This window comes from Pseudomonas sp. P4_C1 (genome assembly GCF_056402155.1).
Map to the genome: position 1 here is coordinate 65,031 of NZ_JBFUHY010000017.1, position 21,676 is coordinate 86,706.

A 21,676-nucleotide genomic window follows, 5' to 3' on the forward strand; every position below is an offset into this window, starting at 1 on the left:
GATGTCTGATTACAAAGCTCCCCTGCGCGACATGCGCTTCGTACTCAACGAGGTTTTCCAGGTGTCCCGGCTCTGGGCACAATTGCCCGGCCTGGCCGAGGTGATCGATGAGGAAACCGCCGCCGCCATCCTCGAAGAGGCCGGCAAGATCAGCGGCGAAGTGATCGCGCCACTGAACCGCGCCAGCGACGAACAGGGCTGCACCTGGAACGACGGCGCGGTCACCGCCCCGGACGGTTTTGCCCAGGCCTATCAAGCCTTCGCCGAAGGCGGTTGGGTGGGTGTCGGCGGTGATCCGCAGTACGGCGGCATGGGCATGCCCAAGGCGATTTCGGCGCAGGTCGAAGAGATGGTCAACTCGGCCAGTCTGTCGTTCGGCCTGTACCCGATGCTGACCGCCGGCGCCTGCCTGTCGATCAAGGCCCACGCCAGCGAAGAACTGAAAGCGGCTTACTTGCCGAACATGTACGCCGGCACCTGGACCGGTTCGATGTGCCTGACCGAAGCCCATTCCGGTACCGACCTGGGCCTGATCCGCACCAAGGCCGAACCCCAGGCCGATGGCAGCTACAAGGTCAGCGGCAGCAAGATTTTCATCACCGGTGGCGAACACGATCTGACCGAAAACATCATCCATTTGGTGCTGGCTCGCCTGCCCGATGCACCGGCCGGGCCGAAAGGCATCTCGCTGTTCCTGGTGCCCAAGGTGCTGGTCAACGCCGACGGTTCGCTGGGTGAAAACAACGCGCTGTCCTGCGGCTCCATCGAACACAAGATGGGCATCAAGGCCTCCGCCACCTGCGTGATGAACTTCGACGGCGCCACCGGCTGGATCGTCGACGCACCGAACAAAGGCCTGGCGGCCATGTTCACCATGATGAACTACGAGCGTCTGGGCGTGGGCATCCAGGGCCTGGCGCAGGGTGAGCGTTCGTACCAGAACGCCGTTGCATACGCCCGTGACCGCCTGCAAAGCCGTGCACCAACCGGTGCGCAGCACAAGGACAAAGCTGCCGACCCGATCATCGTCCACCCCGACGTGCGCCGCATGTTGTTGACCATGAAAGCCTTGAACGAAGGCGGCCGTGCGTTCTCAAGTTACGTGGCCCTGCAACTGGACATCGCCAAGTACAGCGAAGACGCACCGACACGCCAACGCGCGCAGGATCTGGTATCGCTGCTGACCCCGGTGGCGAAGGCATTTCTTACCGACATGGGCCTGGAGACGACCATCCATGGCCAGCAGATCTTCGGCGGCCACGGCTACATCCGTGAGTGGGGCCAGGAGCAACTGGTGCGCGACGTGCGCATCACCCAGATCTACGAAGGCACCAACGGCATCCAGTCCCTGGACTTGGCCGGGCGCAAGATCGTGGGTAGCGGCGGGGCGCTCTACCGCTTGTTCGCCTCGGAAATCCGCAGTTTCACGGCCACTGCCTGCACGGACCTCGGCGAGTTCACCCAGCCGTTGAACGCCGCCGTCGACACCCTCGACGACCTGACCGCGTGGCTGCTGGACCGGGCACAAAACAACCCGAACGAAATCGGCGCGGCCTCGGTCGAGTACCTGCACGTGTTCGGCTACACCGCGTACGCCTACATGTGGGCACGCATGGCCAAGGTCGTCATGAGCGGCGATGCCGAAGACGATTTCTACATCAGCAAACTGGCCACCGCGCGTTTCTATTTCGCCCGGTTACTGCCGCGTATCCACTCGTTGAGCGCATCGGCCAAGGCCGGCAGCGACTGCCTTTACGAGCTGCAAGCCGATCAGTTCTGATCGAAAGGACAAGGAACCTTAATCATGATGGCGACAAAAATAATCCCGCCCGCCGACGGCGCTTATGCCTATCCCTTGCTGATCAAGCAATTGCTGCTGTCCGGCGTGCGCTACCAGCCGGGTCGGGAAATCGTCTACGCCGACAAGCTGCGTTACAGCTACCAGACCCTCAACAAGCGTATTCGCCGCCTGGCCAATGCGCTGACGGCGGCCGGGGTCAAGGCCGGTGACACTGTGGCGCTGCTCGACTGGGACAGCCACCGTTACCTGGAGTGCTTCTTCGCCGTGCCGATGATCGGCGCGGTGCTGCACACTGTGAACATTCGCCTGTCGCCGGAGCAGGTGCTGTTCACCATGAACCACGCCGAGGATGACCTGGTGCTGGTGCATGATGATTTCCTGCCCCTGGTCGAGCAGATCCACGGACGGCTGGAAACCGTAAAAGGCTACCTGCAACTCACCGACGATGAAGCGACCACGACCTCGCTGCCGGTGCTGGGCGAATACGAACACCTGCTGTCCCTGGCCCCGGACCAGTACGATTTCCCCGATTTCGACGAGAACTCGGTCGCCACGCTGTTCTACACCACCGGCACCACCGGCGACCCGAAAGGCGTGTACTTCACGCACCGCCAACTGGTCCTGCACACCCTGAATGCCGTCGGCACCCTGGGCGCCTATCAGGGCCAGCCGCTGCTGCGTTCCGATGACGTGTACATGCCGATCACGCCGATGTTCCACGTGCATGCGTGGGGCGTGCCGTATGTCGCGACCCTGATGGGTATCAAGCAGGTCTACCCCGGCCGCTACGAGCCCAACAGCCTGGTCAGGTTGTACCGCGAAGAGAAGGTGACGTTCTCCCACTGCGTGCCGACTATTTTGCAGATGATCCTCAACTGTGAAGAAGGCAAGGCGACCCGCTTCGATGGCTGGAAAATGCTTCTGGGCGGCAGCGCGCTGACCCTGGGCGTTGCCAGCGAAGCCAATGCCAAAGGCATGGTGGTACACGCCGGCTACGGCATGTCCGAGACCTGTCCGTTGCTGTGCCTGACGTACCTGCGTGATGAAGACCTGCAACTGTCCGCCGAAGCGCAACTGCCGATCCGCATCAAGACCGGCACGCCGGTGCCGATGGTCGACCTGAAGATCATCGACGCCGACGGCAATGACGTGGCCCATGACGGCGAGTCCCTGGGCGAGATCGTGGTGCGCGCGCCGTGGCTGACCCAAGGCTATCTGAAAGCCCCGGACAAAGGTGCGGAGCTGTGGCACAACGGCTGGTTGCACACCGGAGACATGGCCTCGATCGACCCACTGGGCGGCGTGGAAATCAAGGACCGCATCAAGGACGTGATCAAGACCGGTGGCGAGTGGATCAGCTCACTGGAACTGGAGAGCCTGATCAGCGAACACCCGGGCGTGATGTCCGTCGCCGTCGTGGGCATTGCCGACGAACAATGGGGCGAACGGCCCATGGCCATGGTCGTCTGCGAACCGGGGCAATACCTCGACCGCAAGATCCTGGAGGTGCATTTGCAAGCCTTCGTCGACGGCGGGCGCATCAACAAATGGGCGATCCCCAAGCAGTTCAAGTTCGTGACCGAAATCCCCAAGACCAGCGTCGGCAAGATCAACAAGAAGCTGATCCGGGAAACTGAAGCGAACTGAGGGATAAACCTGCCACTGCTGCTGTTGTTGTAGGAGCGAGCTTGCTCGCGATGGACTGGAGAGCGCCGCGTTTAACCAGTAAACACGCGTAATCGTTAACGACCATCGCGAGCAGGCTCGCTCCTACAAGAATCCACCGTCACCAGGCGGTTTCTGGATAGTTTGCGGGGCGTCATCTTTGTCATAGTCCTCGCCAAAGATAACGCCCCGTCGGTCGCGGTTTTCAGCGCTTGTGCCAAGCTGAACGGGGTATTGAACCGCCGTGTATTTAAATGCCGGCCAGCCAAACCCCAGGAAGCCCGCGACATGAACTTCACCCGTGCATCAAACGTCCGCCACGAGTTCTACAAAGCCGTCTGGTTCTATTTCAAAGTGGTGTGGCCGATCTTCTCGATACTGCTGATAGTGATCATTGCGTTCGGCCTCATCATCGCCCAACTGGAAGGATGGAGCCCGGATGACGGTGTCTACTTCGCCTTCGTGACTGGCTTGACCATCGGCTATGGAGAACTGGTGCCCAAATTGGGCGTCTCGCGAGTGCTGGCAGTGTTGCTGGGTTTCAACGGCGTACTGATGACCGCGACGTTCGCGGCGATCAGTGTGCGGGCGATTGAAGTGACCGTGACGGCGGCGCGGAAGGGGGATGAGTAGGGCAAATCCCAACCACAACACAAATCCCCCTGTAGGAGCGAGCCTGCTCGCGATGGCTGCGTAACATTCAGCATTTGTGCTGGCTGATACACCGCTATCGCGAGCAGGCTCGCTCCTACAGTTGTTTAGCTGTTCGGTCGGGATCGTCCAAGACTAAGCCTCCCAACCCGCCCCAGTCACCGCCGCCTGCACCAGCGGGTGCAAATCCGCCCCTTGATGCTCCGTCTGCCAGGCCAGCAATTCCTTGCGCATGCTGGGCGCCCAGTACATCTGTATATGATTGCGCACGCTGAGCACCGCCTGTTGCTGGTCCGGCTGGCTGGCAAAGTACTGGGCGATCTGGTTGGCCATCTTGATCAGGTTGTCCGTACTCATCGGCGCACCTCGGCTTTGGTCCCGCGTTCCTGGCGACGAGCGTCAAGCAGGCGCTGTTGTTCGTCGCTGAATTCCTGGAAGCGCTTCTGCCACTCCGAAGGGTGATAAACGCGGCTGACCTCCACGGCCGTGACCTTGTACTCCGGACAGTTGGTGGCCCAGTCGGAGTTGTCGGTGGTGATGACGTTGGCCCCCGACTCCGGGAAGTGGAAGGTGGTGTACACCACGCCCGGGGCGACCCGTTCGGTAATCCGCGCACGCAGCACGGTCTGCCCGGCGCGGCTGCCGATGCCGACCCAGTCACCTTCGTTGATGCCACGGCTCTCGGCGTCGCTCGGGTGGATTTCCAGGCGGTCTTCGTCATGCCAGGCGACGTTATCGGTACGCCGGGTCTGGGCGCCGACGTTGTACTGGCTGAGGATGCGCCCGGTGGTCAGCAGCAGCGGATAGCGACTGTTGACCTTCTCCTCGGTCGGCACGTAGCCGGTGAGCATGAAGCGCCCCTTGCCACGCACGAATTCTTCGATGTGCATGGTCGGCGTGCCGTCCGGTGCCTCGGCGTTGCACGGCCATTGCAGGCTGCCATGGCGCTCAAGTTCCGCGTAGCTGACGTTGGTGAAAGTCGGCGTCAGGCTGGCGATTTCATCCATGATTTGCGACGGGTGCTGGTAATTCATCGGGTAACCCAGGGCATTGGCCAGGGCTACGGTGCCTTCCCAGTCGGCCTTGCCGCCCAGCGGCTCCATGACCTTGCGCACCCGGGAAATGCGTCGTTCAGCGTTGGTGAAGGTGCCGTCTTTTTCCAGGAACGAGCAGCCCGGCAGGAACACGTGGGCGAACTTGGCGGTTTCGTTGAGGAAAATGTCCTGCACCACTATGCATTCCATGGCCGACAGAGCCGCGGTGACGTGCTGGGTATTGGGGTCGCTCTGGGCGATGTCTTCGCCCTGGCAATACAGGCCCTTGAAGCTGCCACCCAAGGCTGCCTCGAACATGTTGGGGATACGCAGGCCCGGGTCGGGTTGCAGGGTGACGTTCCAGGCCTGTTCGAACTGCGCTCGTACCACCTCGTTGGAGACGTGCCGGTAGCCGGGCAGCTCATGGGGGAAGGAGCCCATGTCGCAGGAGCCCTGGACGTTGTTCTGTCCACGCAGCGGGTTCACGCCCACGCCTTCGCGGCCGATGTTGCCGGTGGCCATGGCCAGGTTGGCGATGCCCATCACCGAAGTACTGCCCTGGCTGTGCTCGGTGACACCCAGGCCATAGTAGATCGCCGCATTGCCACCGGTGGCATACAGGCGCGCAGCGGCACGGATGTCGGCAGCGGGTACACCGCAGACAGGGCCAAGGGCTTCCGGCGAGTTTTCCGCACGGCTGACAAACTCACTCCAGATCGCGAAATCGCTACCCTCGCAACGGGCGTCGATAAAGGCCTGGTTGAGCAGTCCTTCAGTGACAATCACATGAGCCAAGGCGTTGAGCATGGCGACGTTGGTGCCGGGGCGCAGGGCCAGGTGATACTCGGCGCGGGCATGCACCGTATCCACCAGATCAATGCGTCGAGGGTCGATGACGATCAGCCGCGCGCCTTCACGCAAGCGGCGTTTGAGCTGGGAGGCGAACACCGGGTGGGCGTCGCTGGGGTTGGCGCCCATCACCAGGATCACGTCGGCCTGCATCACCGAGTCGAAACTCTGGGTGCCGGCGGACTCGCCCAACGTTTGCTTCAGGCCATAACCGGTCGGCGAGTGGCAGACCCGCGCGCAGGTGTCGACGTTGTTGTTGCCGAAGGCGGCGCGCACCAGTTTTTGCACCAGGTAGGTTTCTTCGTTGGTGCAGCGGCTGGAGGTGATGCCGCCAATGGAGTCGCGACCATATTTTTGCTGCAGGCGGCGGAATTCGCTGGCGGCGTAGGTCACCGCTTCATCCCAACTGACTTCCTGCCACGGGTCGCTGATGTGCTTGCGGATCATCGGCTTGGTGATGCGATCCGGGTGGGTGGCGTAGCCCCAGGCGAAGCGCCCCTTGACGCAGGAGTGGCCGTGGTTGGCCTGGCCGTTCTTGTCCGGAACCATGCGCACCAGTTGGTCGCCTTTCATCTCGGCACGGAACGAGCAGCCTACGCCGCAATAGGCGCAAGTGGTGATTACGCTGCGTTCGGGTTGCCCCAGTTCGACCACGCTTTTTTCCATCAGGGTCGCGGTGGGGCAGGCCTGCACACAGGCGCCGCAGGACACGCATTCGGAGTCGAGGAAGTTCTCGCCACCAGCTGCCGCCACACGGGATTCGAAACCGCGTCCGGTAATGGTCAGGGCAAAGGTGCCCTGGGTTTCTTCGCAGGCGCGCACGCAGCGGTTGCAGACGATGCACTTGCTCGGGTCGTAGTCGAAATAGGGGTTGGAGGTGTCCTTGACGTCGGCCAGATGGTTCTCGCCTTCATAGCCATAACGCACTTCCCGCAGGCCGACCTGACCGGCCACGGTTTGCAGCTCGCAGTTGCCGTTGGCCGAGCAGGTCAGGCAGTCCAGCGGGTGATCGGAGATGTACAGCTCCATGACGTTACGGCGCAGGGTCGCGAGCTTGGGCGTCTGGGTGTGCACGCTCATGCCTTCGCTGACCGGCGTGGTGCAGGACGCCGGATAACCGCGCATGCCGTCGATCTCCACCAGGCACATGCGGCAAGAGCCAAAAGGTTCCAGGCTGTCGGTGGCACAGAGTTTGGGAATGGTGGTGCCCAGCAACGCGGCGGCGTGCATCACCGAGGTGCCTTCGGGCACGCTGATGCTGCGGCCGTCGATGTTCAGGGTGACTTGTACCTGACTGTCGCGGGCCGGCGTACCGAGGTCGATATCGGTTTTCGGGTCGAAGAGAGTGATCATTGCTCGGCCTCCGAGGCTTGCAGACCGAAGTCAGCGGGGAAGTGCTTGAGGGCGCTGGCCACGGGATAAGACGTCATGCCGCCCAACGCGCACAGCGAACCGTATTGCAGGGTGTCGCACAGGTCCTTGAGGATGATCACCTGCTCATCACGACTGTTTTGGTCTGGCGCGGCCAGCAGGCGGTCGATCACCTCGACGCCACGGGTCGAACCGATACGACAAGGCGTGCATTTGCCACAGGATTCCTCGGCGCAGAACTGCATGGCGAAGCGTGCCATGCGGGCCATGTCCAGGGTGTCGTCAGCCACCACCACACCACCGTGACCGAGCATCGCGCCGATGGCCATAAAGGCTTCGTAATCCAGCGGCGTGTCGAATTGCGAAGGTGGCACCCAGGCGCCAAGCGGGCCGCCCACCTGTGCCGCCTTCAACGGCCGGCCACTGGCAGTGCCGCCGCCGTAATCTTCCACCAGCTCCCGCAAGGTCAGGCCAAAGGCCCGTTCCACCAGACCGCCGCGACGAACATTGCCCGCCAACTGGAAGGGCATGGTGCCCAGCGAGCGACCCATGCCGTAATCGCGATAAAACTGCGCACCCTTGGCCAGAATCAGCGGCACCGAGGCCAAGGTCAGCACGTTGTGCACCAGCGTCGGCAGGCCGAACAACCCCTGCAACGCCGGAATCGGTGGCTTGGCGCGAACGATCCCGCGCTTGCCTTCGAGGGAGTCCAGCAGCGCGGTTTCTTCACCGCAGATGTAGGCACCGGCACCGACGCGCACTTCCATGTCGAAGGCCTGGCCGCTGCCGCCGACATCGGCGCCCAGGTAACCGGCATCTCGGGCGATGTTCAACGCTGCACGCAGCGTGGCCACGGCATCCGGATATTCCGAGCGCACATAGATGTAGCCGTAGGTGGCGCCGACGGTAATGCCGGCAATCGCCATGCCTTCGATCAGCAGGAAGGGGTCGCCTTCCATCAACATGCGGTCGGCAAAGGTACCGGAGTCGCCTTCGTCGGCGTTGCACACAATGTACTTCTGCGCAGCCTGAGTGCCACGCACCGTGCGCCATTTAATCCCGGCGGGGAAGGCTGCGCCGCCACGGCCACGCAGGCCGGAATCGAACACTGCCGTCGCGGTCTGCTCGCCGCCAATGGCGATGGCCTGGGTCAAACCCTCGAAACCGCCGTGGGCCCGGTAATCCTCCAGCGACAGCGGCTGGGTAATGCCAGCGCGGGCGAACAACAGGCGTTGTTGAGACTTCAGATAAGACAATTCTTCCACCAGGCCCAAGGCCAGCGGATGCGTGGATGGCTCGCCTTGCAGCGCATCAAGCACCGACGGCACATCGGCCGCCGTCAGCGGACCGAAGCCGATACGACCTTGCGGGCTGTCCACTTCCAGCAGCGGTTCCAGCCAATACAGACCGCGCGAACTGGTGCGCTGCAGCTCCAGCGGCAGATTGCGTTCCCGGGCCTGAGTGATCAGGGCCACAGCGACCTCATCGGCACCCACGGCACGGGCAAGAGAATCACAAGGCAGATAGAGCGTCGGCATCATGCGTCCTCCCGGCAAGCGTCGAGCAGGGCATCCAGCCGCTCGGCACTGAGCCGCGCATGCACCCGGCCATCCAGCTCCAGAGCGGGCGAACAGGCACAAGCACCAAGGCAATACACCGGACGCAAACTGATGCTGCCATCGGCGCTGCTGCCGTGATCGTCCAGTTGCAGGCGCTCGCGCAACTGCGCGGCCAACTGCTCGGCACCGCGGCTCTGGCAGGACTCGGCCCGGCACAACCGCAGGATATGCCGCGCGGGCGGTGCGGTACGGAAGTCATGGTAAAAACTGATCACCCCGCGAACCTCGGCCTGACTCAGGTTGAGGGCATGGGCAATCTCGGGGACGGCGACATCGGGGATGTAACCGATGCTCTCCTGAATATCATGAAGAATGGGCAACAGCGCACCCGCAGAGCCCTTGTGGCGCTCCAGCAGACTGTTGACCACAGGCAGGTGCAACATCTCATCAGGCATTCAGCAATCCTCACAGTCACGGACAAACCAGGTGGTTGTCGGTTGTCCGAAAGTGTCGGCTGCGGCATTCACGCCACGTCACGGTATCGTGGCATCTACAGACCGTCGGCCAGGGCACCCTGAGCGGGCATCTTGTTGCGCCCGGCACGGTCTTCGCCGCACCTCTAAAGGGGCATAAAAGCCAGATTGCCACGCGGCCCTTGAATCGGCTGCACCAGAGCGACGTGTTTGGTTCTGTCTACGACTATCATTAAGTCTAGATGAGCGCTGCAAGGGGCGTTCACACACTGGCCTAATGCCCGAAGGGCTTGTCGATGGCTGATGTATAGCAAGCATTACATGACAAAAAAAGCATCAGATCCTAGGGCAAACCAAGGCTCAGAACTGCTGAAAACGCTGTAGGAGCGAGCGTGCTCGCGATGGACGCAAATGATGACGCAGCCGTTCCAGCATGCTGCGAAAAACCTGGTTGATTTTCAACTGTCCATATCAAGTTCGAATTTAAGGGTGTCGCCTTTAGCACTGAAGACAGGAACCCACTAATACAAAATTACATAAGGATGTAGCACCGGGAGCAGACAAGCAGATGGAGCGGTTTAGAAAAATATTTCACGTTGTTTCGTAATTACTCAAAACAGCAGTCAGTGATTAATTAAGTTTTCCGAAATATCAATGAGTTAGCGTGGTCCTACGGCCCGCGGTGTAGGACGCTGTAGTGCGTTTCCTCGCATTTCTAATTTGCACAATGAAAGAGATCGGCGCTATTTATTCGAAACAGCGAACCGGGATGCGTTCGCTGGCCATCATTCATCGCAACATCGACAAGGAAACTGTCATGACTAAAACCACCACTGCGCAGTCCTCCCCACAAGCCCAGGAAATCTTCACCAAGGAAGAACTTCAGGCGCTACGTGAAACCATCAAAAAGTCCCGAGTAAAAGTCTCGGAAACCAAAGCACAAAGCTGTGCCTATCACCGCTGAGTGACATTGAACGAAAAGCGGGAAGGGATTTTCCTGCTTTTCCAGAATTACGCTTTTATTCACAAGGTCATATCGTCTCTAAGAGAGGAACGATGTATGCGGGCAACTTTTATTGGCCATCAAACGTGGCTGATTGAGCACGGTGCTACGAAAATCCTCATCGACCCTCTGCTGTGTGAGGATTTTGGTCTGGTCGATCAGTATCGCATCGACATCTATCCTCCCAGATCCGTAGATCATCGCGCCCTCGCGGATGTTGACCTGATTTTTCTGAGCCACGAGCATTCCGACCATTTTGATATTCAGTCCCTTAATTTGTTGCCGCGCAGCGCGCAGTTTGTGGTGGGGGCGACGATCGTGGAACCGGTCAAGCAGTGCATTCGTGACCTGGGTTTCCGCCTGACGGAAATCGACAGCACCGAACCGTTGGTGGTCAAGGACTTGAGCCTGAAGTTCTATCCGGCGGATCCGAAGACTGCGTTCTGGGAAAGTCGGGTCACGCAGATTCACCTGCAAGAGGCCGCGGGGCCTGTGACTGGTGTGTTCATCGCGGTGGATGCGCTGGTGTCGGAGCTGTTCAAGAACGATATCGTCGAAGAAAAAGTGGCGCCGCCGAAGCTGATCATTGTTTCCAACAATTCGCGGGTGTCGCCACCGGGGGCTTTTCAATCGCTGGAAACTGGGCGAAAAATGCTCCGAACAGCAATCGAAAGACCGGCCCGCTAGGGCTTGGTGTACTGAATTCGGTGCTGACTACCTATCTGGAGGACTTTCCTGCGCAACCCGAACACATCGCCATGTGCGGAGGCGGATTCATAAAGCGTTTCGACGGTTTTGCCGCGTTTCCCTTTTCCGAACAGCCGATGCTCAGCCAGGTGGCCAATCAGCTCAGCCTGGACGTCAACGTCATTGGTCTTCTGCCCGGCGAAAACATCGAGCTCGATGCGCCGGACCCGGTCAGCCAATCAATTGACTGGATCAAGGTCAATCACCTTCAACACAAGTTGTTGATCGAGGAGCTGGAAACCTTTATCGACAGCAAGCGCTGCATCGAGGTCGCCACCTCGGTGTTACCCGATTTCGACTCACCCGCGCAGTACTTCGAAACACTGCGCCGTTGTCAGGACGAGCTCGATCGGTTGGCGAAAAGCCTGATGTTGTTTATCACCGGTCGCAAGGCTTTGCAGATGTCGCATTACCGCGGCAAGAAGCTTGGCCAGCGCCGGATAGTTTTCAGTTTCTTATCGCAGGCGCTTGGTCTGCGCCACAGTTATGCATTGGACATGTGCAGTGGCAGATTCGAAGCCGAGCCAATGACCAATCTCGACGCACTTATGGCGCAATATCCCTACGGTGTCTGCATGCCGCTGGTGGACTTCATGGGCGTGGCCGAGGGTGATACGCAGATCTGGGACGTTGTGGGCGTCTCGATCAAATCCTGGTTCGAACACGGGATTTTTGACGGGCTGATTCCATTTTTCTACAGCTATTACGGTGAAAACGGCAGCCCGCAATTGCTGGGCAAAATCATCACCCGTGCCATGGGCTCTCTGGAGGTCAAGGCATGCAATTGATTAATATCGGCCATCAGAGCTGGTCGGTAACCGCCGGCAGCACACATGTGCTTATTGATCCGGTACTGGGGGAAGGCTTTGGCTCTGACCCGCATTGCAGTTTTCGGATAATCCCCTCACGGACGGTGTCGATCGCGCAGATGCCGGCAGTGGAGGCGATCATCTTCACGACCGAGCACCTGCAGCACTTCCACCCCGCGACCCTAGCGCATTTGCACAATGTATACCGGCACAAACTCAACAGCACCCGAGTGTATGTGCCTGAACTGTTTCCCCTAGTCGCGCGAGAAATGCTCCAAGAGTGTGGTTTTCACGTTTTCTGCATTGAAACCCAGCAGGATTTCGAAGTCGGAGAGCTGCGTTGTCGTTTTTACATGCCGCGCACGGATGTATTGTTCTGGGACAATCGCGTGGCATCAATCTACCTTCGCGATAGCGGGGATCGGGCGCTGTTCATTCAGTCTGACACGCGAATAGCGGACAGCTTCTATGTCGAGGCCAACGCCGGAACCATTGCGCCGCCCAATGTGATGGTGGTCACCAACAACTTTCAGGCCAGTGCTGATGGTTGTTCTATCGGGCTGGACAACCTGTTGCCGGTCGCGGACCCGAAATACGGCCGAATATCAGGGCTGAGGTTATTGGACGAGATCGTGACGCGGCCCTCGAGAAGAATTGAGGCGCCTGTCACGTTGCTGATTGCCGGTAACGGTTACATCGATCCCAAGCAGAAAATCCACCATTTGTGGAGCAACCGTCAGTTGGCGCAGATCGCGAGCCAGATGTCGCTTCTCAGAAAGGTGTATGCGCTGGCGCCAGGCGACAGTTTCGACGTGAACACCGCGCTTCCGGGTGACAACGCACACTGGATTAGCCTGACGGATGACCCACCTGAGCAACAAGAAAGTCCCCCCCGTAATGCAGGGGAAGTAGTCAGCCTGCAAGAACTCAAGGTTCATCTCGACGCGATGGCCAGGACATGGACGATTACGGCCTATGGCCAAGTGCTCATGGCGCAGACACATTATCTCGGGCGTCCATTGGGCGCCCGCAGGCTGGTAATTCAAATAGTGGTAGAGGGCTCGCAAAGCATCGATTTTGTCCTGGATGTTTCCAGAGTCGAGTTTGTCCGCGTCGAAAGCCTGGGCGCCTCGGCGATCAAGCAGTATCCCTTTGGCATTCGGGTTGACCTTGCGGATTTCAGTCGGTTGATCATGGGCGAGTTGCAAGTGTGGGAACTGATCAACATCTCAGCATCCCAATGGTACGTCTGTGATCGCTATGACAGCCCGTTGGCATTTTGGCTTGAGTTTTACAGCGAGCAGGTGGATGAGGAACGTGCTCGGCGCAGTTATCAATTTTCTCTGGTCAACGGCGTATGAGTGGCGCAGGCGTTTTTCGGAACGTAACGCTCGAGCCGATGGCGGATGCTTGCGCACATCAGCTCACCCAAGAGACTCAGACGTGGCTGGATAGTCTGACGGGAATGAGGCTTTTTCAGCCCCTTGAACAAATCGCTGGGTCGAGCAAATCGATAGTCTGGAAGGGCCGCATCGCTGGCTCCGCACAGCAGGTTGTGATCAAGCGCTATCTCGAGAAACGGCTTTATCAGGCTGAAGTCGAAGGCTACCTGGTGTTCCGCGGCGGGCCAATTGCTCGAATTCTGCATCACGATGCGACGCTGCATGCAGTTGTGCTCAGTCACGTTCCGGGACGTTCCGCGCAAGCGACACGCCGGGATCTGGATCGAATTATTCAGGCCTACGCCTTGATGCATCAGGCCGCTGTTTCAAATCTGACCGTGGCTAGGGCTTCGGAAGCGTTCGAGCCTGACTCATGCTGTTGCGCAAAGGCCGGTTCCGGTCTTGAACGACACCCGGTGAGTGTCGGAGACGTAAAGCCGGAACACATCATAATCAGTTTGGAGGGGGTACGKATCATCGATCTGGAAACCTGGTCGCTGCAGCGTACGGTCTGGTTCGACGTCATGTCGGCGGCAAATTTCATCTTGCCGCACATGAAGTGCGCTCCGGATTTGGCCTGGATCGTTCAGCGTTACTGTCACTATCGCGGCTGTTCGATTGATGAATACGACTTTCGCAAAATTCACCGTTGCTACCAGGCCGTCCAAGCGCTCTCGCCTCATCGCGACTATGTCGAAAGAGCCATCCAATGAAGTGGATGTACTGCTTCACCCCGCCGATCAAGTTTACACAAACAGACAGTACATCTGTCTGCCGTTTGCGTGGCGGCATTCTGCGCGTCGCCTTCAGGCTTTCGCCACTCGCGACGGTGACTTACCTGCTGCTGCTCGTCTCGCAGTACATCATTGCGCTGCTGTTCATCTATAAATTGTCGAGTCTGGTAGGCGGGCAAGGTATTGACAGCTTCGCGGTGGGCGATGGTGTCATCTTGCTGATGTTGGGGGGCTGTTCATTTCTGGTGGTAGTAGGGCAAATCAATGCCGAACGATACTTCAACTTGCGGTTCTGTAACATTTTCGGTCATTTGCTTTCGATGCATGTGAGACCCAGCGTAGCGCTGCCAGTGCTGGAAAGGCTGGCTTCGCGTGACCTCACCGTGGTGATGGACGGAGTGGGTGCTTCGCTGAATCTGTTTGCGATCCCTTCGTTTTTGCTGTTGGCCACGTTGGGCGTGGTGGCAATGTACGGCCCTGTGGGACTCGCCGTAGTCGGAATGATTGCTGTGTTCATTCCGGTCTCCTACGGACTCTCCAGGCTTGCTGATCGTAACTACAACAAGATCATGGATAAGGTGACCAAGCGAACGGAACAGTGCTCGCAGTGGCTGCAACATGGGCCGTTGCTCAAACAGTTCGCCGACCAAAGCGAGCAGCAGCGCATTGGCAGCACCCTGAATGAAGAGCTGTGCCTGCGCAATCGAGATACGTTGTTGCGCGGTGCAGACAGTTACATCGTTGGCTTCGGGCGTCTTGTGCCTTTTATCCTGTTGGCGAGTATCGGTGCAACGGCTTATCTGTTGTCCTGGGAAGGCGCTGTTTTCTGGCTGGCCATCCCGTTGTTGTCGGCGATGCTCGGCATGCCAAGAGCTTACCTAAGCTATAAAACGGTCGGTCGATCCCTTGACGAACTGGATACACTGTTCGTTGACTGCTGCTCAGAGTCACCCGCCCGGTCCGGTGTCGCTGACTCTCGATATGAGATCCTTTTCGATGAGAACTGGCCAGTCTGGCCTTCCACACTCCTGGGTCTGATTCCTGGTGTTCTGCCCGAAGACACCACGCAAGTCCATGCGCTCATGACGCATTTCAGGCTCGTGCCGGAATTGGGCAAGACGCCCCGCGAGGTCGCAGACAAATACATCGATCTCGACGCCAGCAATCTTTCCAGTGGCCAGCGCTTGCGCTTGCAACTGATTCGGGGCGTTTTTCTTGCCCGTCTGCAAGGTCGGTGCTTATTGATCGATAACGATCTTTCATCACTGGACAGCGCCGCGGCACTAGCTGTCAGAGATACGTTGTCTGCCTTCGCAGATATACGTTTTTGCACCACGGCATCAAAGGCGCTCGATAGTCGGCGCAGCGACGAGTACCAGGGAGGCGCAATGGATGCCCCCAAACCCAAAAATCAGTCGACTGCATCGAGCGGATATTTCGGCCTCGTGCAACTTCTGAAGTGGTCCGTCTGGGGCGTGATCGCTTTGTTGGTTCCCGCCGTGATGATGAGCTACGCAGGCAACCTCACCTTGCCGGAGTACGATCCAGGCGCAGGCTGGATACTGGCCTATGTCATTGCGGGCATCGCAACAGGTATCTGTGCCGGCCTTTATATCGAGTCGTCACTGCGCGCGCGTATGGCGCAGGCACTCAGGGAAGGACTGCGGGATACGCGCGCTGGAGGCAGAACCAACCACCTGCAGGTTGTGTCGCGTGATGTCACTACCGCATTTGAACGTATCGCCTGGTACGCCCACGACATGGCGTGGGTCGGTGCGTTGCTGACGTGCAGCATCGGTGCTCTGTGGTTCGGTTTTGGTCTGTCGGGGTTGATGCTGGCTGGCGTTTTTACTGGCGCACTGGTTTGCCTCTATCGACTGTCAATGAACGAGTTGTACCGCTCGAGATTAGCAACCGTCGCCGGATTCGATGCCCTGATCAGGTCGACGCAGGGCAGTCATTCTCTTTCCGGTGCAGGCATCAGCGGGCTCGAAAAGCTTGGCGGGTGGCTGGCTCAGACTCGCCAAACTGTCGTTCTGCAAGGCCTGGCCCATTTCTATGAGGCATGCATGATCAGTGTGATTGCGCGCACCATTTGTGCCGCCAGCTGTACCTTGCTCAGCGATATGGCCATTGTCTTGATCGTCATGCTTGGCGCATTTCATCAGGCGTCCGGCGCCGGTTTTGTTCTGGCTGTCACTGCGTTGTTGTTGGTGCGCTCAGACTTGTCCAATGTCTTTCTTGCCATTACTGGGTTCAAATCGCAGTCCATTTCGGTTGATCGATTGCTGAGTTTCAGTTCGAACAAACTCAAGGTTCCTGTTCGGATCAATGGCAAGACTATTCATATCAGCGGTTTCAGCGCCCGACGGGGTTACCTCCCACTGACAATGCAAAGAAGTGGCCTGCAACTGCTCCGGGGCGCTTCGGGAACGGGCAAGAGCGATTATCTGAAAGGCATTGCCGGGGTGATCGAAGTCCAGAGTGTGGCGCAAGACTCTTTGATCCCAGACCACTCATTACAGACCTGGTACTTCAATCCGACGGTCATGGAGCTGATCTTCAAGACTAACGATGTGGTTGGGGCTTTGATGGAATGGCTGGAAGCCCTTCCGGCCGACGGCAGCCAACTGGTGTTGCTGGATGAAGTGTTTCTGTCACTGACGGTTTCAGCTGCAGTCGATGCAGCCACGCGACTGCAAAATTATGGCCAATCCTCCACGAATACATTGGTGCTGATAGACCACAGGCTTGACCTTGATCCCACCATCGACTTGCTGGAGATTGTCCGCTGATGCCTTCCCCGAATAGCTTTGACACGCAACACCCCGACATTTATTTGGGGGATCGCGGCTTCCTTCAGCGTTACGGCAGCCCGTACTCCAATAAAGAAGTGGAGAGCTGGGCGAGGACGGTATCGCAGCGTTCGGGGCTTGGTCTTTGCAGTGGCGATTGGGTAACGGCGCAGGCTTTCAGCCAAGCATTGAAGGACGTCACGTTTCGACATCTCTACCATTCCCGGTTTCTGATTAAAGTCATCGACAAATCGTCGGCGAGGCTGCTCAGCGTCAGTGAAGTCCAACAGAACCCGACCCATTACTATAGATCGTCGCAATACGAATTCCTGCCGGATCTTGAGCAGATCGACGCGGACATCGAAATCATCAATCGCTTTGCGCCTCGTCTGGTCAGCGTCGGTGGTGACTGGCTCGATATTTTGCTGGCGCAAGGCCATACCTCGTTGATTGAGCAAATTGTCCGAGGACTCATCACTCGAGCAGTGTCAGGCACGCAATGGTTGATGTTGACGTTCAATCTGACCGATCAATGCCTGTGGCTGCTGGAACATCTAAGGTTCGATGGCGTCCTGACATCTGTCAACCTCCTGCAAATGGATGACGTTGCAACCCTCGCTCATCTTCAAACGATCAAACATCGCTGGCCGCTGTACGCGTTGCACTGTCTGGCTGGCGGCATCATTCCACTGGCGCCGGCGCTGGATTATGCGTTGAACCATGTGGGGGTCAGGGCTTGCATCGTCGGAGCTGGCAGTGCGGAACATATTGCCGAATTGATCAAATTCGAAGCGTCCAGCGGGAGGTATCGATGACCCTGATTTTGATGCGTCGCGCCTCGCAACTGCGAATGCCCGCCAGTCTTGAGAGCTTTCAAGCGATAGCGGCGGCGCATGCTGATGCCTTGTTTGTCTCGGGCTGCTCTCGCTGTTATCAGCAGGATCTGGTTTTGGCCGCTGAATGCGGGTTGGAAACATATGAATGGCCAGAAGAGTATTACGACCCGGAGTTGATCTTTGGAGCGCGCAAGGCGGATTGGTTACTGGATGAGCACGCCGGCTTGGATAACAGCGATTCTCTCGCCGTGATTTATCACAAATTCGCCGCCCGGTTACAGGCAATGCTCGAGTCCGGAAAAAATCGAACCATGGTGCTTTACTTCGACCAGTTGATGCTTGAACTGGTGGTGGCCTGTTTGAGTGGGCAAGGTGTTGCTCTGCTCAAATCATTTTCACTGTATCTGGATGAACACGCGCTTGCCATATTTGGCCGCATTTGTTTCGGCGTAGGATTTCAGTGGGTGTTACTGCAATCCAATATCCGCGCGGCCGACGCGTTTTACACCAGGCCTGAACTTAGACTGGTCACTTGATGACCATTGGTAAATGGATGTTCACGAGGAAATGGAGATTTCATGGAACCGCTCAGAAAAGACTATCTTGAAGCCCGAGCTTTTTACTCGACCGATTCATTGCGTATCGGTGACGCCTATGTGATGCATGAGTGGGAACGCCCTCTGATCCAGCATCTGGTCGATGGTATGGCATTGAGTGACCGGGATGAAGTGCTGGAAATCGGTTTCGGCATGGGCATTTCCGCCACCATGATTCAGCAAGCGCGGCCGGCTGGCCACACAATCGTCGAACCTCATCCGCAGATACTGGATCGGGCCGACGCGTGGCAAACAGGGCGTAGCGGTGTGCAGTTGATTCCCGGCTACTGGCAGCAACTGCACGGAATGGATAAACGTTTTTCAGCGATTTTCTTCGATCCCTTCAATGACGACATCGAATCAGTCATTGAAGAAAACCTGCAATTCATTGTGTTTGCAGCACAGTCACTTTTGCTTGAAGGTGGACGCCTGGCGTTATTTTGCATTCACCCATGGCTTGATGAACTCTATCAGAAAGTCATTTATGAACATTATCGACGGGTAGAAGTAAGTCCTGTTGAAGTTGCGGTCAGAGAGACTGACGATCCGACCCGCGAATCGGGTGGGCGAATGATATCGGTCATATTGCACAAGTAATTAAAAGCTCATCCAATCAATCCATTTAGACAGGTATTGAATATGAATAATATTACTGCAGTGTTGGGCTTGTTGTTCTTTTACACCCATTTCGGTCATGCGCAAGCAACTTCAGTCGAGGTGCCTGTTGTTACAAGTAAGGCGATGACCATTGTTTTCGAGCCACCACAAGGCAAGGAAAAAGAGTTTCTGGAACAGTTCGTCGAATCCCAGGCGACCTATATGAAAACCTACGGCCGTAGTGCCAAGGCTGGCGTGAAAGTCATCAACCTGGTGCCGACGGAGCCGGGTGAGCCCCTGATTCATTTGATGATCTATCAGGACATGGCGGCTTATGAGCGGGCGAAGAAGATTTTTGCGTCCCGTGAGGCGCTGGCAGGGTATATCGACGGGCATGTCAAAGCCTATGGTGGTTATGACATTCCCAAAGAGTATCTCGCCAGCAGCAAGGTGTACCTGAGCAATGTGCTGACAGATTAGGCCTCGCCATGTTCAGAATGATCGCTGTCGTGATGATTTGGCTGACTCAGTTCTGGGGACAGGTACTGGCGCAGCCAGCCGTTGACAGCCTGATGGTCAGCAACGGCTGTATCAATTGTCACGGTACGTCCGGGCTGAGGGAGGGCGGGATCATTCCGTCGATCGCAGGTCAGCCGCATGCCTACCTGTTGCAAACACTCACCCAATACCGCGACGGCTCCCTCAAGGGCACCATCATGAACCGGGTAATGGAGCGGGTGGACGAGAAACATGCGCGGTTGCTGGCCAGCAGATTCAGCTCTATCAACGTGAAGGCGCGTTCGACTGTCGATGTCCACGCAGCGCCCGGCGAGTCTATCTACAAACGTCAATGTGCCGGGTGCCATGACGACAAGGCTGATTCCTCGCCTCGGTTACGAGGCCAGAATATCGAATACACCCGCGCCGTCATGGACGACTTGCAAAAGGGAAGGCGAACGATGTCAGCAGACATGACCGCAGCGGTGTCGGCATTGAGCGACACAGAACTGCAAAGTGTTCTGGCCTATCTGGAAAACTGGACTCTGGAGCTTGACCACTGATGGATCAGGAAAGAAGACGGCTACTCAAGTGGTTGGCGACGGGGATTGGTCTCTCGACCTTTTATACGATGGCGATGAGCGCAGGAGCGACCCGGCGAGGAGACTTTACGGTTGTAGTCATCGGTGGCGGTTTTGCCGGTGCGACCTTTGCCCGCACACTGAAGCGGCTTGACCCCGAAGTTCGTATCGTCCTGGTTGAGCCCAACCCGCAGTACCATAGCTGCCCCTTGGGGGCTGAATTCCTGGTCGGAAAACGCAGCGAACAATCGTTGAAGTTCAATTACCAAAGACTAGTCGAGAGCGGGATAGAAGTAGTTTACGACCACGCGATTTCGATCAACCCTCAAACGCAGCAGGTCTACACCCGTACGGGTCACATTTTCGGTTATGACCGCTGCGTGGTGGCAACGGGCATCGGTTTCCGGCATCACACGATTGCCGGATACGAACCCGCAGATGAGCAACTGTTTCCCCATGCCTGGGGTGGTGGCGAACAATTGCGCCTGCTAAACCGCCAGCTAATGGAAATGCGCGACGGTGCCACGGTATTGATCGCCGCACCTCAGGATGATTATCGATGCCCGCCAGGGCCCTACGAAAGGGCCAGTCTGATTGCGCAATACCTGCAAAACCACAAGCCGAAGTCGCAAGTGATCGTGCTTGACGCCAAGCCACGTTTTGCCAAACAGGCTCAGTTCGAACAGGCGTGGACGCAACTTTACGATTACGGCAGCGAGGACAGCGTTATACGCTGGATCGGCGCCAGGGAAGGAGGAACCGTGCGGGCGCTGGACAGGGAGGGACGTCGTCTGTTGACCGACTCAGGTCCTGTTGCTGGTGATGTAATAAACATCATTCCCGCTCAGCGCGCGGATAATTTTGCCCATCGCAACGGTCTGGCGGCGGATCACGGCTGGTGTCCAGTCAATACGCAAACTCTTGAGTCGCTACAGGTGCCGGGCGTGCATGTCATTGGCGACGCGGCCTATGCCGAGAAACTGCCGAAGTCGGCATTTGCGGCTACTTGTCAGGCACGTGTCTGCGCATTGGCAATCCACCATATGCGACGTGGATTACCGTTGCTGAAACCCTATTACATGAATGTCTGCTATAGCCTTTGTGGAGATGACTACGGCATTTCGGTGTTTCTGGACTATCGGCATGACGCCGTCACTAACATTATTGAAGTAGAGACTTTGCGGGTTACACCACTGGAGGCTGTTCGGGAAGATCACTCTCGTGAAGCGCGGTCAGCCTACGGCATGTTCGAGAGCATGGTGAAAGAGGCGTTCGGGTAGTGATAGCTGTTGGGGAATCATCTCCCTCGCCACTAAACTGCATATCAACACACCTTGAACCGCCCCATGATCGCGCTCACCCGACTGCGCATTGAAAGCCCCGATTGACTCGGGGCTAACTTCACAGTCTTACAGCCAGCCCTTTCAAGGTGTTTTCCCTTTATGGGCCTTGAGCACCCGATCCGTCGACACATGAGCATGCGCAGCTTTGCCGTCCAGCCACTCCTTGGGTTTGGCGATTTTGGGACCACGTAGGCTTTTGGCCACTTGCTTGGGCTTGATATTCCTGGCGAGCGCCAACAGTCGTGTTGCCAGCGTTTCTGAGGTCGTTTGAAGTGTCAGGTAATCCGAGGGC

At 57.8% G+C, this 21,676-nt stretch carries 19 protein-coding genes and 1 pseudogene; 15 read left to right on the plus strand and 5 right to left on the minus strand.

The annotated features are described in order from the left end of the window. The first annotated feature begins 1 nt into the window (after window position 1). The 3 genes from AC1DU9_RS13430 (at window position 2) to AC1DU9_RS13440 (ending at window position 4,099) form a co-directional block, all read left to right on the plus strand. Window positions 2–1,780, plus strand: a complete 1,779-nt coding sequence (locus AC1DU9_RS13430) for an acyl-CoA dehydrogenase C-terminal domain-containing protein (RefSeq protein WP_477810295.1) — start codon at window positions 2–4, stop codon at window positions 1,778–1,780. Window positions 1,781–1,804: 24 nt separating this feature from the next. After that, complete coding sequence (locus tag AC1DU9_RS13435) at window positions 1,805–3,448, plus strand: fatty acid--CoA ligase (RefSeq protein ID WP_477810296.1); 1,644 nt, start codon at window positions 1,805–1,807, stop codon at window positions 3,446–3,448. 306 nt (window positions 3,449–3,754) lie between these two features. Next, window positions 3,755–4,099, plus strand: a complete 345-nt coding sequence (locus AC1DU9_RS13440) for a potassium channel family protein (RefSeq protein ID WP_223460182.1) — start codon at window positions 3,755–3,757, stop codon at window positions 4,097–4,099. 153 nt (window positions 4,100–4,252) lie between these two features. Here the strand turns inward: AC1DU9_RS13440 and AC1DU9_RS13445 are convergent, their stop codons facing one another. Genes AC1DU9_RS13445 through AC1DU9_RS13460 form a run of 4 tightly spaced genes read right to left on the minus strand, consistent with a single transcriptional unit; the run spans window position 4,253 to window position 9,385 of the window. Further along, window positions 4,253–4,474, minus strand: coding sequence for a formate dehydrogenase subunit delta (locus AC1DU9_RS13445; RefSeq protein WP_477810297.1), 222 nt, complete (start codon window positions 4,472–4,474; stop codon window positions 4,253–4,255). Continuing rightward, the gene (fdhF, locus tag AC1DU9_RS13450; RefSeq protein WP_477810298.1) at window positions 4,471–7,353 is read right to left on the minus strand and encodes a formate dehydrogenase subunit alpha; all 2,883 of its coding nucleotides are present in this window, start codon (window positions 7,351–7,353) and stop codon (window positions 4,471–4,473) included. Before fdhF ends, AC1DU9_RS13445 begins: the two co-directional genes overlap by 4 nt. Beyond that, window positions 7,350–8,912, minus strand: coding sequence for a formate dehydrogenase beta subunit (locus AC1DU9_RS13455; RefSeq protein ID WP_477810299.1), 1,563 nt, complete (start codon window positions 8,910–8,912; stop codon window positions 7,350–7,352). The genes fdhF and AC1DU9_RS13455 overlap by 4 nt, the downstream gene beginning before the upstream one ends. After that, window positions 8,909–9,385: a formate dehydrogenase subunit gamma gene (locus tag AC1DU9_RS13460; protein WP_223460188.1), complete on the minus strand. Its 477-nt coding sequence runs from the start codon at window positions 9,383–9,385 to the stop codon at window positions 8,909–8,911. The genes AC1DU9_RS13455 and AC1DU9_RS13460 overlap by 4 nt, the downstream gene beginning before the upstream one ends. Before the next feature lie 715 nt (window positions 9,386–10,100). Here AC1DU9_RS13460 and AC1DU9_RS13465 point away from each other — a divergent pair. The 12 genes from AC1DU9_RS13465 to AC1DU9_RS13520 all read left to right on the plus strand — a co-directional run bounded on the left by AC1DU9_RS13465 (window position 10,101) and on the right by AC1DU9_RS13520 (window position 21,321). Continuing rightward, window positions 10,101–10,367: a hypothetical protein gene (locus tag AC1DU9_RS13465; RefSeq protein ID WP_223460190.1), complete on the plus strand. Its 267-nt coding sequence runs from the start codon at window positions 10,101–10,103 to the stop codon at window positions 10,365–10,367. A 96-nt stretch (window positions 10,368–10,463) separates the two neighbouring features. After that, window positions 10,464–11,093, plus strand: coding sequence for an MBL fold metallo-hydrolase (locus AC1DU9_RS13470; protein WP_477810300.1), 630 nt, complete (start codon window positions 10,464–10,466; stop codon window positions 11,091–11,093). 20 nt (window positions 11,094–11,113) lie between these two features. Continuing rightward, window positions 11,114–11,941: a hypothetical protein gene (locus AC1DU9_RS13475; RefSeq protein WP_477810301.1), complete on the plus strand. Its 828-nt coding sequence runs from the start codon at window positions 11,114–11,116 to the stop codon at window positions 11,939–11,941. Next, window positions 11,932–13,323, plus strand: a complete 1,392-nt coding sequence (locus AC1DU9_RS13480; protein WP_223460194.1) for an MBL fold metallo-hydrolase — start codon at window positions 11,932–11,934, stop codon at window positions 13,321–13,323. Before AC1DU9_RS13475 ends, AC1DU9_RS13480 begins: the two co-directional genes overlap by 10 nt. Next, complete coding sequence (locus AC1DU9_RS13485; protein ID WP_223460196.1) at window positions 13,320–14,117, plus strand: hypothetical protein; 798 nt, start codon at window positions 13,320–13,322, stop codon at window positions 14,115–14,117. Before AC1DU9_RS13480 ends, AC1DU9_RS13485 begins: the two co-directional genes overlap by 4 nt. After that, complete coding sequence (locus AC1DU9_RS13490; RefSeq protein WP_223460198.1) at window positions 14,114–16,933, plus strand: hypothetical protein; 2,820 nt, start codon at window positions 14,114–14,116, stop codon at window positions 16,931–16,933. Before AC1DU9_RS13485 ends, AC1DU9_RS13490 begins: the two co-directional genes overlap by 4 nt. Continuing rightward, window positions 16,933–17,748, plus strand: a complete 816-nt coding sequence (locus AC1DU9_RS13495) for an aldo-keto reductase family protein (RefSeq protein WP_223460200.1) — start codon at window positions 16,933–16,935, stop codon at window positions 17,746–17,748. The genes AC1DU9_RS13490 and AC1DU9_RS13495 overlap by 1 nt, the downstream gene beginning before the upstream one ends. After that, window positions 17,745–18,305: a hypothetical protein gene (locus AC1DU9_RS13500; protein ID WP_223460202.1), complete on the plus strand. Its 561-nt coding sequence runs from the start codon at window positions 17,745–17,747 to the stop codon at window positions 18,303–18,305. The genes AC1DU9_RS13495 and AC1DU9_RS13500 overlap by 4 nt, the downstream gene beginning before the upstream one ends. Before the next feature lie 42 nt (window positions 18,306–18,347). After that, complete coding sequence (locus tag AC1DU9_RS13505) at window positions 18,348–18,962, plus strand: hypothetical protein (RefSeq protein ID WP_223460204.1); 615 nt, start codon at window positions 18,348–18,350, stop codon at window positions 18,960–18,962. 42 nt (window positions 18,963–19,004) lie between these two features. After that, window positions 19,005–19,442, plus strand: coding sequence for a hypothetical protein (locus tag AC1DU9_RS13510; RefSeq protein ID WP_477810302.1), 438 nt, complete (start codon window positions 19,005–19,007; stop codon window positions 19,440–19,442). Between the two features lie 8 nt (window positions 19,443–19,450). Then, window positions 19,451–20,023, plus strand: a complete 573-nt coding sequence (locus AC1DU9_RS13515) for a c-type cytochrome (RefSeq protein ID WP_223460208.1) — start codon at window positions 19,451–19,453, stop codon at window positions 20,021–20,023. Then, complete coding sequence (locus tag AC1DU9_RS13520) at window positions 20,023–21,321, plus strand: FAD-dependent oxidoreductase (RefSeq protein ID WP_477810303.1); 1,299 nt, start codon at window positions 20,023–20,025, stop codon at window positions 21,319–21,321. Before AC1DU9_RS13515 ends, AC1DU9_RS13520 begins: the two co-directional genes overlap by 1 nt. 144 nt (window positions 21,322–21,465) lie before the next feature. On the opposite strand, the pseudogene AC1DU9_RS13525 reads toward AC1DU9_RS13520, so the two are convergent. Next, window positions 21,466–21,676, minus strand: a pseudogene (locus AC1DU9_RS13525) (IS4 family transposase); the annotation flags it as partial.